General features: G+C 70.3%; 16 protein-coding genes. 10 read left to right on the forward strand and 6 right to left on the reverse strand.

Annotation, left to right across the window (positions count from 1 at the left end; all coding sequences use genetic code 11):
- Nucleotides 1-44 precede the first annotated feature (44 nt).
- The 3 genes from ABD296_RS27830 to ABD296_RS27840 are packed head-to-tail and all read left to right on the forward strand — an operon-like array spanning nt 45 to nt 1,358.
- Nucleotides 45-530 carry a GNAT family N-acetyltransferase gene (locus ABD296_RS27830; protein WP_344273304.1) on the forward strand — a complete coding sequence of 162 codons (486 nt, stop codon included), beginning with the start codon at nt 45-47 and terminating at the stop codon, nt 528-530.
- Between the two features lie 9 nt (nt 531-539).
- Complete coding sequence (locus ABD296_RS27835) at nt 540-1,034, forward strand: GNAT family N-acetyltransferase (protein WP_344273307.1); 495 nt, start codon at nt 540-542, stop codon at nt 1,032-1,034.
- Between the two features lie 51 nt (nt 1,035-1,085).
- Entirely contained in the window at nt 1,086-1,358 is a 273-nt protein-coding gene (locus tag ABD296_RS27840; RefSeq protein ID WP_344273310.1) for a hypothetical protein, read from the forward strand.
- 16 nt (nt 1,359-1,374) lie between these two features.
- On the opposite strand, the gene ABD296_RS27845 is transcribed toward ABD296_RS27840, so the two are convergent.
- Complete coding sequence (locus tag ABD296_RS27845; RefSeq protein WP_344273313.1) at nt 1,375-1,809, reverse strand: ester cyclase; 435 nt, start codon at nt 1,807-1,809, stop codon at nt 1,375-1,377.
- Nucleotides 1,810-2,426: 617 nt separating this feature from the next.
- On the opposite strand from ABD296_RS27845, the gene ABD296_RS27850 reads away from it, so the two are divergent.
- From ABD296_RS27850 to ABD296_RS27860, 3 genes are all read left to right on the forward strand, one after another.
- A complete protein-coding gene (locus ABD296_RS27850; protein ID WP_202125344.1) occupies nt 2,427-2,669 on the forward strand; it encodes a hypothetical protein in 243 nt (80 codons plus the stop codon).
- Nucleotides 2,669-2,920, forward strand: a complete 252-nt coding sequence (locus tag ABD296_RS27855; protein ID WP_344273322.1) for a type II toxin-antitoxin system RelE family toxin — start codon at nt 2,669-2,671, stop codon at nt 2,918-2,920. Before ABD296_RS27850 ends, ABD296_RS27855 begins: the two co-directional genes overlap by 1 nt.
- A gap of 254 nt (nt 2,921-3,174) precedes the next feature.
- Nucleotides 3,175-3,453, forward strand: a complete 279-nt coding sequence (locus ABD296_RS27860) for a hypothetical protein (RefSeq protein ID WP_344273325.1) — start codon at nt 3,175-3,177, stop codon at nt 3,451-3,453.
- Nucleotides 3,454-3,825: 372 nt separating this feature from the next.
- On the opposite strand, the gene ABD296_RS27865 is transcribed toward ABD296_RS27860, so the two are convergent.
- The 3 genes from ABD296_RS27865 to ABD296_RS27875 form a co-directional block, all read right to left on the reverse strand.
- Entirely contained in the window at nt 3,826-4,791 is a 966-nt protein-coding gene (locus tag ABD296_RS27865) for a coiled-coil domain-containing protein (protein WP_344273328.1), read from the reverse strand.
- A gap of 166 nt (nt 4,792-4,957) precedes the next feature.
- Entirely contained in the window at nt 4,958-6,127 is a 1,170-nt protein-coding gene (locus ABD296_RS27870) for a S8 family peptidase (RefSeq protein ID WP_344273331.1), read from the reverse strand.
- Between the two features lie 204 nt (nt 6,128-6,331).
- Nucleotides 6,332-8,323 carry a serine/threonine protein kinase gene (locus ABD296_RS27875; RefSeq protein WP_344273334.1) on the reverse strand — a complete coding sequence of 664 codons (1,992 nt, stop codon included), beginning with the start codon at nt 8,321-8,323 and terminating at the stop codon, nt 6,332-6,334.
- A gap of 196 nt (nt 8,324-8,519) precedes the next feature.
- Here ABD296_RS27875 and ABD296_RS27880 point away from each other — a divergent pair, with 196 nt between their 5' ends.
- Both ABD296_RS27880 and ABD296_RS27885 read left to right on the forward strand, forming a co-directional pair.
- Entirely contained in the window at nt 8,520-8,978 is a 459-nt protein-coding gene (locus ABD296_RS27880; protein WP_344273337.1) for a sterol carrier family protein, read from the forward strand.
- A gap of 159 nt (nt 8,979-9,137) precedes the next feature.
- Complete coding sequence (locus ABD296_RS27885; RefSeq protein ID WP_344273339.1) at nt 9,138-9,779, forward strand: LamG domain-containing protein; 642 nt, start codon at nt 9,138-9,140, stop codon at nt 9,777-9,779.
- Between the two features lie 15 nt (nt 9,780-9,794).
- On the opposite strand, the gene ABD296_RS27890 is transcribed toward ABD296_RS27885, so the two are convergent.
- Nucleotides 9,795-10,178 (reverse strand): DUF4190 domain-containing protein, encoded by a 384-nt coding sequence (locus tag ABD296_RS27890; RefSeq protein WP_344273342.1) that lies wholly within the window; start codon nt 10,176-10,178, stop codon nt 9,795-9,797.
- 127 nt (nt 10,179-10,305) lie between these two features.
- Between ABD296_RS27890 and purF the strand changes: the two genes are divergently transcribed.
- Both purF and purM read left to right on the forward strand, forming a co-directional pair.
- Nucleotides 10,306-11,757 carry an amidophosphoribosyltransferase gene (gene purF / locus ABD296_RS27895; protein ID WP_344273345.1) on the forward strand — a complete coding sequence of 484 codons (1,452 nt, stop codon included), beginning with the start codon at nt 10,306-10,308 and terminating at the stop codon, nt 11,755-11,757.
- Nucleotides 11,754-12,779 carry a phosphoribosylformylglycinamidine cyclo-ligase gene (purM, locus tag ABD296_RS27900; RefSeq protein WP_344273348.1) on the forward strand — a complete coding sequence of 342 codons (1,026 nt, stop codon included), beginning with the start codon at nt 11,754-11,756 and terminating at the stop codon, nt 12,777-12,779. The genes purF and purM overlap by 4 nt, the downstream gene beginning before the upstream one ends.
- Before the next feature lie 290 nt (nt 12,780-13,069).
- Here the strand turns inward: purM and ABD296_RS27905 are convergent, their stop codons facing one another.
- Nucleotides 13,070-13,276, reverse strand: coding sequence for a DUF3073 domain-containing protein (locus ABD296_RS27905; protein ID WP_344273351.1), 207 nt, complete (start codon nt 13,274-13,276; stop codon nt 13,070-13,072).
- Nucleotides 13,277-13,382: the final 106 nt, after the last annotated feature.

Genomic DNA, 13,382 nt, shown 5'->3' on the forward strand with positions numbered 1-13,382 from the left:
GCCCGGAGGGCGCCTCCATCGCGGGGGCGCCCTCTAATGGACGCATGCCCTATGCGATCCGAACCGCCACCGAGGCCGACGCTCCCACGATCGCCCGCCTCCACCTGGCCTCCTACCGCGCCGCCTACCGCGGCCTCCTCCCGGACGCCTTCCTCGCCGCCTACGACGTTTCCGAACGCGAGCGCCGCTGGCGCGAAAGCCTCCACGACCCGACCCGCACTACCTTCGTCGCCGAATCCGGATCGGCGATAGCAGCGTTCGCGGAAATCTCCTCCACCGGAGAACTGAAGGCCCTGCACGTCGCCGAAACGCACTGGCGGCAAGGAATCGGCGGCGCACTCCACGCTCGCGCCGTCCACGCCCTCAAAGCCGCCGGCCTGCAAAGCGCCGTCCTCTGGGTGCTCAATGGCAACCGGCGAGCCTGCACCTTCTACGAAGCCGTCGGCTGGCTGCCCACCGGCGAAACCCGTCACCGGATCCTCCGCGGCACCGAAGTCACCGAACTCCGCTACCGCCTCCAATGGCCGTAACCTGAACGCGTGCAGGAGACCGTGACCTATGTGGAAATGACCGCCCGTGACCAGCTGATCGCCGCCACTCCAGTGCCGGGCCTGGCTCTCGAGCCCCTCGACCGGACCTCGCCGATGGTTCCCGACATCCTGGCGAGGGTCGGCACGCCCTACGGCTGGAAAAGCTCCCGCCGCACCCCCGACGAATGGCAGGCCTGGTTCGCCGAGAACCCGCGCCGGACGTTCGCACTGGTGACCTTCGAAGGCGAACCCGCCGGCATCGTCGCCTACGACCCCCACGACCACGAGGTCGAGATCAAGAGCTTCGGCCTGCTCCCCGACTTCGTCGGCAAAGGCCTCGGCGGCTACGCGCTGACGCTGGGAATCCAACGGGCATGGGAGCTGTCCTCCACGGCGCGCAGAGTCTGGCTGCACACCTCCTCGTTCGACCACCCCAACGCCCTGCCGAACTACCACCGCCGCGGTTTCCACACCTTCAAAACCGAAAAAGCCACCCGCCCCTAACCAAAGCCCACCCTTCCCACCCCCGTTCGAGGCTTGGGATACTCCCGATCTATGGTGCTCCTGCTGTCCAACTCCATCGCGCAAACAAGAACCGTCCGCCTTCGCGACCTCGAGAACGCCCCGAACGTCCTCGACGGCTACACGCACAAATACGTGGTCATCACGCACAAGGCACGCTGGAGGCCCGACCGCGAGATCCCGCAGTTCTGTTCGGTGGTCGAGCGCTTGGAGCCGAAGGGCTGGGAGCCGGTGTCCTGGAACCTGGGCGCCCGCCGCTCCACGGTCGTCCTCCGCCGCCACGCCCCAGCCCCGGACACGGAGTAAGCCCGACGAAACCGGGCTATTGGGATGGGGTGTTGGGGGTTGGGATGACGCCGAGTTGTTGGAGCATGCCGAGGACGTCCTTGTCCGACCACTTCTCGGCGAGCTTGCCGTTCTCGATGCGGTGAATCACCGTCGCGGTCACCGTCATCGGCTTTCCCGTGGCGGGGATTCCCGGGAGATCCCGCTCGTGCACGCCGCGTGCCGTGAGGCGCGTCACGACCTTGTCGCCCTCGGCGATCTGGTCCTCGATGTGGTGGGTGCCGGGTGTGGCGTCCCAGAACATCTGGAACTCCTGTTTGAGCCCCTCGAGGCCGGACGCGAACCCCGGGAATGGCGGCGGTGAGTGATCCAGGTAGTCCTCGGCGACCAGCTCGTCCATCGCGTCCAGGTTGCCCGCGTCGATCTCCTGGTAGAAGCGGCGAACCAGCTTCTTGTTCTCCTCGGTGGACATCCGACCTCTCCGCGCTCACGCCATGTCTCCGGACGTCCCGAATGGAACCAGGAGGCTCGCGCTTCCACGCCGGCGCCGCGCCAGACCACCCCGGGCCTTTACCCGGAACCGGAGACGTCTAGAAGACCGAGTTCTGACCTGCCCAAGATCGCGACCAGCGAAGATGCCCCGCATGACCGCGCTGAGCTGGCATGAGTCCCTCGGTGACTCTCAACGTCTCGCACATGATCGCGTCCCCATGTGCCCTCGATGTGCCCTGCGCCTGAAATGGCATGACGGTGGCTGACCGGCCGGAAGGAGGGTGGGGTCATGGGATTCTGCCTACTCCGAGACGTATCCGGGAGTGGTTCCATACCCACCCTCCCTGAGCCGCGGACCCTGAAGGGTGCTCAGACCGGTCTCCAACGGAGGCAGCGTACTGACAATCTGCATGAGCGGCCAGTTTGGAAGATTTCGGGCCGCGATCTTGAAACCAGCGAAGATGCAGCTCAGCGGCCACATCCCATGGCCCGCAAACGACCGTAGCACCCCGCTGCCGACCACCCCAACGGGCATGATCAAGGCACGGCGTTCCGGCTCCGCGCCGGGCGTCGGACTCCTCATCTAGCATGGCAGCCATGACCGAACTCCCGGTAGGTGACGATCATCAGGTGATCCGCCTCGGCGACGAGGCCGCGGTGGTCGTCCCTCTCGACGAGTACCGCCGGCTGCGTGAACTCGAACGCCGCGCGCAGCTCGCCGAGCAAGCCGACGCGGAAGAGGCGGAGGCCCTGGCCGAGTACCGCGCACAGCAGGACGCGGGGACGGTGACGGCGATCCCGCAGGACGAGGTACGGCGCCGGTTCGGGCTCACCAACTGATGACCTACAGCGTCACATGGAGCGAACGGGCTGTCTCCTCCGGCTCCCGCTACCTCTCGGACGATGCCGAGGGCTTGGCCCAGGTCATGACCGCTACCGATCTGCTCGCCGACAAACCCCGCCCCGATGGTTCCTTCCCCTACGGGAGCGAGGATCTCCGGCGCATCCGCGTCGGCCGGTACCGGGTCCTCTACGAGATCTATCCGGAAGACCAGGCCATCATGGTTCTGCACGTCGGCCGGGTCGCCTAGCTCCCGCACCGCTGGGCCGTGCGGCATAGCCGCTGTTCTTCCCCCACCTTTCTCCCCCCGGCCCCGACAAGACCTGCACTTAGCGGCGGACGGGTTCTGTCAAGGGTGGCGAAGCCATCACGTAGTGACGCCCGAAGGGCGCCCTTGACAGGTTCCGTCCGCCGCCATCCTTGACGGCTCGGGGGCGGGGGAGCCCCGCACCCTTCCAGGCCAGCTTGTGATGCCCTGTCGGTGGGGCCTGGTGGGATGCGGGGATGGACGAATCCCCTCGACTGGTCACGCAGTTGCTCAAGGCAGTGGTCGCGTACACGTGGTTCTTCGAGACCTGTGACGAGACCGTGTTGGAAGATCGCGCGGCGCTCAAGCAGTTGGAGTACGTCGGTTACCTCCTCAACCAGCTCTCCGACGCGGACAAGCAGCGGGTTGCTGACGAGCTGGCAGCCTTGGCAGCCGGTGAAGCGGACCCGGCGTACCGGGAGTTCGTGGAGACGTTCGCCTTTGGCATGGGCCTGGTGGAGCCGGAGGACAGCTGAGGCGGCGGCGCGACCCCGCGGCGAGCGGTCGGGGCGGGGCCGGCGGACGCGTCGCGATGCGCGGCCCGGCGCGGCCGCCCGGTGACCGGCGCCCACGCCGCACGCTCCGGGCGGCCAGGCGCGGGGCCGCGCAGCGGCCCAAGCGCCGCCGCCCCTTGAGCGCGGTGTGGACATCCGGGCCTTGGCCGAGTTCCTCGGGCACGCTGACCCCGGCTTCACGCTCCGGACGTACACGCATCTGATGCCGTCCAGCCGGGACCGGATGCGCAAGGCGATCGACGACACGTGGGGAACGATTCCGGGGACGAGTGCCCTGGATGTGCCCTCTCGGGAGATCTCGTGAGCTGCGGCCCTGGTCAGAGGGGGATACGGCTAGAAGACGGAGATGTGGACGTGGTCGAAGTGGTTGGCGGTTACGCCGCCGCGGTTCTCCATCATGCGCCAGCCGGGGCTGCGGAGGTCGTAGATGCGCTGGCGCCAGATGATGTACTTGATGCCGAGGGCGCTCGCGTGGGCGATGGCGTAGGCGGCGGTGGCGTCGCCGTGGGACTTGGCGGAGCCGGTGGCCATGACGCCGCCGGTGGTGACCATGAAGTCGCAGGCGTGGCCGGTGCCGTGGTCCTGCGGGTCGCCGGTGGTGCGGACGCAGCCGATCGTCGGGAAGGGGCCCTCTTCCTGGTCGATGACGGTCTTGACGTTCATCATGCGCGGGGTGACGCCGCCCATGCCGACGCTCGGTGACTGCGGCTTGTACTTCTTGACCAGGGCCTCGATGCGCTTCTTCTGGGCGGAGAGGTCCTTGATCTCCTTCTGCAGTTCGGTGATCTTCTGCTGGGCCTGCCGGCGGGCCGTGGCCTGCTCGTCGACGAGCTTGCCGATCTGCGCGACCTTCGCGGACTTGTTCTGCGAGATGTGCTCGATCAGGGTGTAGCCGCTCAGCATGTCGGACGGGTCGCTGCTGGACAGCATCGAGATGGCGGGGCCCTGGCCGTCCGTCATGTACTGGGTGGCGGCCATCTGCGCGACGAGGGAGCGGGCGTCGTTGAGGTCGCCCTGCAGGCTCGAGGACTTCTGCAGCGCCTTCTTGGCGGCGTACTGGGCGTCCCGCAGCTTGGCGAGGTCGCCGCCGTAGGCCTTGTCGAGCTTGCTGATCTGGGCGTTGAGCTTGGCGAACTTGCCGCTGTCGCCGGGGTCGGACGGCAGGGCGGGCGCGGTGGGGGCGGCGGGCTGCGCGGCGGCGGAGTGGGCGGTGGCGCCGGTCAGCGGCAGGGCGACGGCCAGGACCGCCACGGCGGCGCGCCGGGCTCGTCTCCGGAGGGTGGAGGTGGGGGACTCCACGTCTGCTCCTCTCCGGCCGGACCCGGGGGCGTCCGGCCGAACGCCAACGGACGGCAAAGGGCCGTCCTAGTCCTCGCCAAGGTTAAACGGCTGTGACCCGTGGGACGGTTCAACACCCGAGAAAGCCCGGCTCCCCGTTGGGGAGCCGGGCCATCCTATGGGAGGTTCACAGGTTGCTCTTGTAGAGCAGCCGGTTGGCCTGGCTGCGCATGCGGCCGAGGACGTTCTTGGTGGAGGTGTCGTTCAGCCACGTCTGCACCGTCGGGAACGAGGCCTTGGGGTGCATCTGCAGGTAGAGGGCGGCGGTGCCGGCGACGAACGGGGACGCCATGGACGTCCCGCTCTCGAGGCCGGTCGTGTTGCCGGGCAGCGTCGAGCGGATGTCGTAGCCGGGGGCGTTGATGTCCACGCACTTGCCCCAGTTGGAGAAGGTGGCGCGGTTGTCGTAGGACGTGGTGGCGCCGACGGTCATGACCCAGCTCGCCGAGGACGGCGAGAAGTTGCAGGCGTCCTTGTTGTCGTTGCCCGCGGCGACGGAGACGAAGACGCCGGACTTCGACAGGTTCATGACGGCGGTGTTGAGCGCCGCGGACTTCGGGCCGCCGATCGACAGGTTCGCGACGGACGGCTTGGCGGCGTGGGTGCGTAGCCAGTTCGCGGCGGCGACGATGTCGGACACGTAGCCCGTGCCGTCGCAGTCGAGGACGCGCAGGGCCCGCAGCTTGACGCCCTTGGCGACACCGTAGGTCTTGGAGCCGATGATGCCGGCGACGTGCGTGCCGTGGCCGTTGCAGTCGGCGCCGCTGCCGTTGTAGCGGGGCGCGACCCACGAGACGGCGGCGCGTCCGCCGAACTCGGTGTTGTTGACGGCGAGGCCGGTGTCGATCACGTAGGCGGTGACGTTCTTGGCGAGCGCGTTGTAGCTGTAGGTCTTCGACAGCGGGCGCTTGCGCTGGTCGATGCGGTCCAGGCCCCAGGGCGCCGACTTCTCGGTGCTCGTCTGGGCCTTGACGATCTGGTCCTGCTCGATGGCGGCGACGCGGCTGTCGTGGCGCAGCTTGTTCAGCTGGTCGCCGGTCAGCCGCGCGGCGAAGCCGTTGAGCGCGCCGTCGAAGCGCTGGGCGCCGGCGGCCTTGACCTTCTCGGCGGCCGCGGCGGCGGACGCGCCGTTCTTCATGGTGACGATGTACTGGCCGGGCACGGGGGTGCCCTCGGCGGCGGTCACCTTGACGAGGGAGGGGGAAGAGGAGTCCGCAAGGACGGGGAAAGCGGCCGCGCCGCCGACACTCGCCGCGACGACGCCTGCCAGCAACAGCCTCCGGTGGACAGCCCGCAAGGCTTGGCTCCTTTTTGCCGGGGGGCCGCGCGCAGGGCGGCCCGTCAGAAGATCGAGGAATTCGATCGAGGGGAAACCATAGCGGAACTATGCCGATATTTGCCGTCAAAGCGGACGTGTCGGTCGCGCCGATAAACGGCCGGAGTCGGCCGTCAACCGGAAGCAGCCGTCAGGAGACGGTTCCGATACCGTCGCGGGCCCGGCTCAGCCGCGCGACAGCTTCCCCGAGTAGGCGAGGGCGGTGCCCGGCTTACTCCAGGAGTACTTGAGCGTCCCGTCCGACTGCCGCTCGATCTTGACCGTCCCCGACGTGCAGGGCGCCGGGATGGCCAGGTCCATGGTCAGGGTGCTCTGCGTGCTCTGCGAGCCCTTCCTGAGCGTCAGCGTTCCGGTGCACTTCTCCCGCGGGTACACCGCGCGGGCGGTGGTGGCGCCGGTCTGGAACGTGACCTCGACGGGGAAGGACGCGTGCTGCGCGGAATTCACCGCCGTGCCCTTCCACGTGCCCGCGAACGGCCCCGGGACCGTGCTCACCGGCTGGTCGGCGGCCGTGTTGTTCTGGGTCGCGGGCGGGCCGCCGTCGTCGTCCTTCAACTGCGGCCACAGCACCAGCACGATGATGGCGATGCCGACGCCGACGCCGATGACCAGGGACAGCGCGACGCCCAGCACGTGGTTGCTGGGACGGCGCATCCTGCCGAAGGCCTGGAGCGACGGCCCCTTCCGCGCGCCGCCGCCCTGGTCCGCCCGGAGCCCGGGGATGAAGTTCGACGCCGTGGTCTCGTCCGGCCGCTGCGGCATGTCGAGGGCGTCGAACGCGGCGGTCGGCGTGGGGTCGGGGTGGTCGGCCTGCTCGGGGACGGCGCTCAGGGTGGCGGTCGCGTCCGCCGACGGCGCGACCACGTTGAAAGTGGTGGTCGCCTCGAAGGCGGACGGGTCGAGCTCCGGCGCGGACGGTGCCGGAGCGCTCGGCTCCGGGCTCGGCTTCTCCTTTCCCAGGGGAGAGGAGGGCAGGAACCGCGAGAGCTTCCGGAAGGGACGCGACGGCGGCGGAGTGAACGCGTGCCGCGCCGGCGAGGGGGAAGGCGGCATGTTGCCGGGAGGCGGCGGCACGAACGGCGGCTGCTGCTGCGGTACGTGCGGAGGCCCTCCCGTAGGCCCTCCCATGGGCGGACCCATAGGCGGCCCCATAAGAGGAGGCGCCGACGGTGGCGGTCCGGGCGGGGCGCCGGGAGGCGGCCCTTGCGCCGGAGGCGGCGCAGGCTGACCCATGGGCGGGCCGGTCGGCGGGGAAGCGGGCCGAGGCGGCGCGGCGGGCGTGGCACTGGTGGCCAGTGCACGGCCTTCGACCACCATGGACGCGGGCATGCGGCTCGCGAGCGGGTTGCCCTCGTCCAGGAGCCGTGCGAGCACCTGCTTGGCGGTGGGCCGTGCGGCGGGGTCCTTGGCGAACGCGTCCCGCATCACCTCGTGCAGGGCTGCGGGCATTTCAGACAGGTCCGGGTCCTCGTAGATGATGCGCTGCATCACCTCGGAGGGAGAGCCGTCGCCGAAGGGTGCTTTGCCCGTTGCCGCGAACATCATGGTGGCGGCCCAGGCGAACACGTCTGCGGCAGGCCCGATGCCGCTGCCGCCGAGCTGTTCCGGCGCCTTGTAGGCGGGGTCTTCGGTGATACGTCCGGTGGGTGCGGCGTTAACGGCTTCGAGAGCGCGCGCTATGCCGAAGTCCGCCATCCGGGGCCCGTCCCTGCCCAGCAGGACGTTCCCGGGCTTCAGGCCATGGTGGACGGCGCCCGCCCGGTGCACGGCGGCGAGCGCGACGGCCGTACCGACGGCCAGACGCTCCACTACGGCGCCGCCGCGCTTCCCCTCCTCGTCCACGAGCTGCTGCAGGGACGGGCCGTCCACCCATTCGCTCACCACGTACGGGCGGTCGCCCTCGACGTCGGCGCTCACGATCCCGGCCGTGCAGAAGCCGGACACCTTCTGCGCGGACGCGAAGGCGTTGGCGAACCGGGAACGGGCCACGGGCTCGCCGCTCAGCCGGACGTGCAGCAGCTTCACCGCGACGAGGCCGCCGGCCGGGTCCCTGCCGAGGAAGACGGCGCCCTGCTCGCCGACGCCCAGCCGGCCCGTGACCTCGTACGAGCCGAGCCGTCGCGGGTCACCGGGCTGCAGGGGCAGCGCCTCGGGCATCTGACGAACCTCCGTGTCCTCCGGGGACCGCGTCCCCGGCCTCCCCGTTCCCTTCACTCCCCCATGCCTGCACCGGGGTCCATTTTTACCGCCTGTGCGGCGTTCGGGCGTCATCGGCGGCCGAGCGCCCCCGCCCGAACGGGGCCCGACCGAGGCCCGCGCTCCCACCGGCGGCCACCCGGTAGCGTCTGGGACGATGCCGCGAACACCGCTTTCCACCGCCGTGCTGGACGAGCAGCGCGCCGCCGTGGGCCTGCCGCCCTACACCGGCCCGGACGAGCCCGCCGCGCTGCGCCGGGCCGCCCTGCAGACCGTGCTGGCGGCCCTGGACGCGGGCCGGGCCGCGGACGGGGCCGGCGGTGTGGCCCGGCCGGTCGTCCGGGGCGCCGTCCGGTTCCTGCTGGACCGGCTCGCGGAACTGGCGCCCGGCCGGTCGGTGGAGGTGCGCGTCCCTCCGCACGCCGCCGTGCAGTGCATCGACGGCCCGCACCATACCCGGGGAACACCGCCGAATGTGGTGGAGATGGACGCCGAGGCCTGGATCGAGCTGGCGACCGGACGGCTGAGCTGGACGGACGCCCTGGCCGGCGGGCGGGTCCGGGCCAGCGGCTCCCGTGCGGATATTTCCGGTCATCTCCCGATCCCGCTTGATTGATCCGGTTTCCGGGCGCTGACCTGCGGTATTGGGCGCAGAGTCCAATTCGAGGCCGATCCGTGCCGGCCGGGGACTTGCCTGGGACGCCGGGCGCTGCGAGCGTGGAGGCCGGCCATCGGGGCACCGCATGGGCGTGACGCCGTGCAGGAGGGTGGACCCGTGCTCGTTGCGCATTGGACGTTCGACGTCGAGACCGTGGACGGCCGCCGGGTGGCGGACGCCGCCGGAGGCGGGCCGGTCGCCGAACTCAACGAGACCGCCCAGATCGTCCCGGGACGGGACGGGGAGGCGCTGAGCCTGGACGGGCGCGGCCGGGCGCTGATCCCCGCGATGCCCCAGCTCGTCCTGAGCCAGGTGTTCGGGTTCAGCGTGGCGTTCTTCGTCCAGGTGGTGGAGGGGCCGACGGGGGAGTGGCGCAGCCTGCTCTACAAGCCGGTCGCCGAGCACGACGCGCGCGCGCTCGGCATGTGGCTCTATCCGGACGCGATGCGCATGCGCGTGCAGCTGTTCACCGTCAAGGGCCCGGAGTACGTGGACAGTCACGCCAGACTGGCCCTTGGGGAGTGGACCCACGTCGCCTTCGTCGTGGACCCCGAGGGGATGTTCCTCTACATCAACGGCCGTCTCGACGTCGGCATGTCACTGGAGCACGCCGTCGTGACGCCCGCCGGCCCGATCTTCCTGGGCAGCGAACCCACCAAGCCCGGCTTCGGCGGCCTGATGGACGATTTCCGCGTCTACGCGTCCGCGCTCAACGCCGAGGCCGTGGTCGAACTGGCCGGCCAAGAGGAGCCGGGTTAGCCAAGAGGAGCCGGGTTAGAAGCCCGTTGAGGCGCCCGAGGTCTCACGGACGAACGGGAACTCGTGCTCCACGCACCCTTGGCGCGCCTCGTCGTTCGGGTAGCGGGAGGTGTCCCCGCACGTGGCCGCTTTGCTCAGCAGCCAGAACAGGGCCAGGGAGCCCAGCACGACGGCGACGCTGCAGCAGATGATTCCCACCACAGCGGGCCGGCGCTCGGAGTGGCCCCGGACGAGCGCGACCGTCCCCAGGACGAGCCCTACGAGCGCCGGTATGAGCCCGAGAAGGCACAGCGCCAGCCCCGGTAGCCCGACGATGCCGAGCACCAGGGAGGCCCGTGCCAGCCCGCTCCGCCGGGGCGGAGCCGGAGGCGAATAGGTCTGGTACCCAGGCAGCGTCATACGTTCCTCCAGGTGTCGGTCACCAGATTTGCGTGCGGACCCTGAAGCCCGTGCTCGCGGGGAGTAAAGGTCGGTTAAGGAGATCCACCGATCCGAGCAGGTGAAGGGGGCATCTAGACTGACGGGTGTGCCTCTCCGTGATGGACGTCTGAGCCACGAAATCGATCCCTCCGACCGCCCCCCGCAGGACGCCTGCGGTGTGTTCGGCGTCTGGGTCCCCGCGGACCAGGCGCCGAAGGCGGAAGTGAGCAAGCTCACCTACTACGGCCTGTACGCGCTCCAGCACCGCGGGCAGGAGTCGGCGGGCATCGCCGTAAGCGACGGCTCCCGGATCGTCGTCTACAAGGACATGGGGCTGGTCGCCCAGGTCTTCGACGAGTCGGTGCTGAACACCCTGCGGGGCCACATCGCCGTGGGCCACTGCCGCTACTCCACGACCGGCTCGCCGACGTGGGAGAACGCGCAGCCCACGTTCCGCTCGACCGACCACGGCGGGCTGGCCCTGGTGCACAACGGCAACCTGATCAACACCCCGGACCTGGCCGCCCGGCTGGAACCGGGCGTGCTGACCGCCACGACCGACACCGAGGTCCTGACCGCGCTGCTGGCCACCCGCGAGGGCGGCCCGCTCGCGGCGGCGCGGGAGGTCCTCCCGGTGACGCGCGGCGCGTACTGCCTCGTCTTCATGGACGAGGGGGTCCTGTACGCGGCCCGCGACCCCGAGGGCATCCACCCGCTGGTGCTCGGCTCGCTGGAGGACGGCGGCTGGGTGGTCGCGTCCGAGAGCGCCGGTCTCGACATCGTCGGCGCCCGGTTCGTCCGGGAGATCGAGCCCGGCGAGCTGGTCGCGATCGACGGCGACGGCGTCCGCTCCGAGCGGTTCGCCGAGAGCCGGCCGAAGGGCTGCCTGTTCGAGTACGTGTACCTGGCCAGGCCCGACACCGCGATCGCCGGGCGCAGCGTCCAGGCGACCCGGGTGGAGGTCGGCCGCCGGCTGGCCCGCGAGCACCCCGTCGAGGCCGACATGGTCATCCCGACGCCGGAGTCGGGCACCCCGGCCGCGATCGGCTACGCCGAGGCGTCCGGCATCCCCTACGGCCAGGGCCTGGTGAAGAACTCCTACGTCGGCCGGACGTTCATCCAGCCGTCGCAGACCATCCGCCAGCTCGGCATCCGGCTGAAGCTGAACCCCCTTCGCGAGGCGATCGAGGGCAAGCGGCTGGTGGTGGTGGACGACTCGATCGTGCGCGGCAACACGCAGCGGGCGATCGTGGCGATGCTGCGGGACGCGGGCGCCAAGGAGATCCACGTGCGCATCTCCAGCCCGCCCGTGTCGTGGCCGTGCTTCTACGGCATCGACTTCGCCACCCGGGCCGAGCTGATCGCCGGGAACCTCTCGGTGGAGGAGATCCGCGACTCCATCGGGGCCGACTCCCTCGGCTACATCTCGCTGGACGAGCTCATCTCCGCGTCGCGGGTCCCCAAGGACAACCTGTGCCGGGCGTGCTTCGACGGCGTCTACCCCATCCCGGTGGAGGACGCCGCCCGCGGCAAGCACCTCCTGGAGGTCATCCGATGACCTCCTATGAGGCCGCCGGTGTGGACATCGCGGCGGGCGAGCGTGCCGTGGAGCTGATGAAGTCACGTGTGGCGCGCGCACGGCGTCCCGAGGTCGTGGACGACGCCAGCGGCTTCGCGGGCCTTTTCGACGCGTCCGCCCTGCTGCGCTACAAGCGGCCCCTGCTGGCGACGTCCACGGACGGTGTCGGCACCAAGGTCGACCTGGCGCGGCGCCTCGGCGTCTACGACACGGTGGGGCACGACCTCGTCGGCATGGTCATCGACGACCTCGCCGTATGCGGCGCCGAACCGCTGTTCATGACGGACTACATCGCCTGCGGCAAGGTCGTGCCGGAGCGCATCGCCGACATCGTCGGCGGCATCGCGGACGGCTGCGCGCTGGCCGGCTGCGCCCTGGTGGGCGGCGAGACCGCCGAGCACCCGGGACTGCTGGAGGCCGACGAGTTCGACATCGCCGGCGCCGGGACGGGCGTGGTGGAGGCCGGCGAGCTGCTGGGGCCCGAGCGCGTCCGGCCCGGGGACGCCGTCATCGCCATGGCGTCGTCCGGCATCCACTCCAACGGGTACTCGCTCGTCCGCCACATCCTGGCCACGAGCGATCTCACGCTGGAGTCGCAGCCGGCGGAGCTGGGCCGTCCGCTCGGTGAGGAACTCCTCACACCGACCCGCATCTACGCGCAGGACTGCCTGGCCCTGACGCGGACCGGGGACGTCCGTGCGTTCGCCCACATCACCGGCGGAGGGCTCGCGGCGAACCTGGCGCGGTCCCTGCCGCCGACCGTGGACGCCGTGCTGCGCCGCTCGTCGTGGGAGGTCCCGGCGGTGTTCCGGGTCCTGCAGGGCCATGGGGACGTGCCGCAGGCGGAGATGGACAAGACGTTCAACCTGGGCGTGGGCATGGCCGCCATCGTCGCCCCGGAGGCCGCCGACGAGGCGCTGCGGCTGCTGGCGTCGCGCGGCGTGCCCGCCTGGAACCTCGGCGAGATCACCGAAGGCACCGGCCGGGCCGTACTCGCCTGATCTGATGCTCGCCTGATCAGGCGAGCACGACCTGATGTTGCCCTGACCGCTTGATCGCCGCGCGCCGGCCGGACGTCCCTGGAGCCGGCCGGCCGGCGCGCGGCGGGAAGCGCTGAGCGCGGCGCCGGCACGTTCAGGGGACCGGTGGGTCCACTGATGCGGCCGGGATGCCGGACGAGGCCTCAGGGCGCCCTGAGGGGCGCCGGGAAGCGGGAATCCGGCGGTGGACGGGTGCCTACCGAACGAACGCCACCGCCCGCGCGAGCGGGCAGTGGCGTCTCGTCAGCCGGTCAACCGGAGGTGCCGTCCTTGCGCTCCTCGGTCCCGTACTCGTCGGCGAAGTCGGCGTACTTCTCGGCGAGCTCATCGTAGGAGTCGTCACCGGAGTCGTTGACCCCGAGTTCGTGCTTCAGGCGGTCGAGGTCTGTACCGCCGCTGTTGTACTTGAGCTGGCGGGCAACCTTCACCTGCTTGGCCTTGGCTCGGCCGCGACCCATTGGCTCGACCCCCTCGATGGTCAGGGCTTTCGTGGGCCCATCAACGCGCGCGTGTACCACACGAACCGGTGCCTGATGAGCCATGCGTCAGTCACGGATACAACCG

It is taken from the genome of Actinomadura napierensis, from assembly GCF_039529375.1.
GTDB classification, from domain to species: Bacteria; Actinomycetota; Actinomycetes; order Streptosporangiales; family Streptosporangiaceae; genus Spirillospora; species Spirillospora napierensis.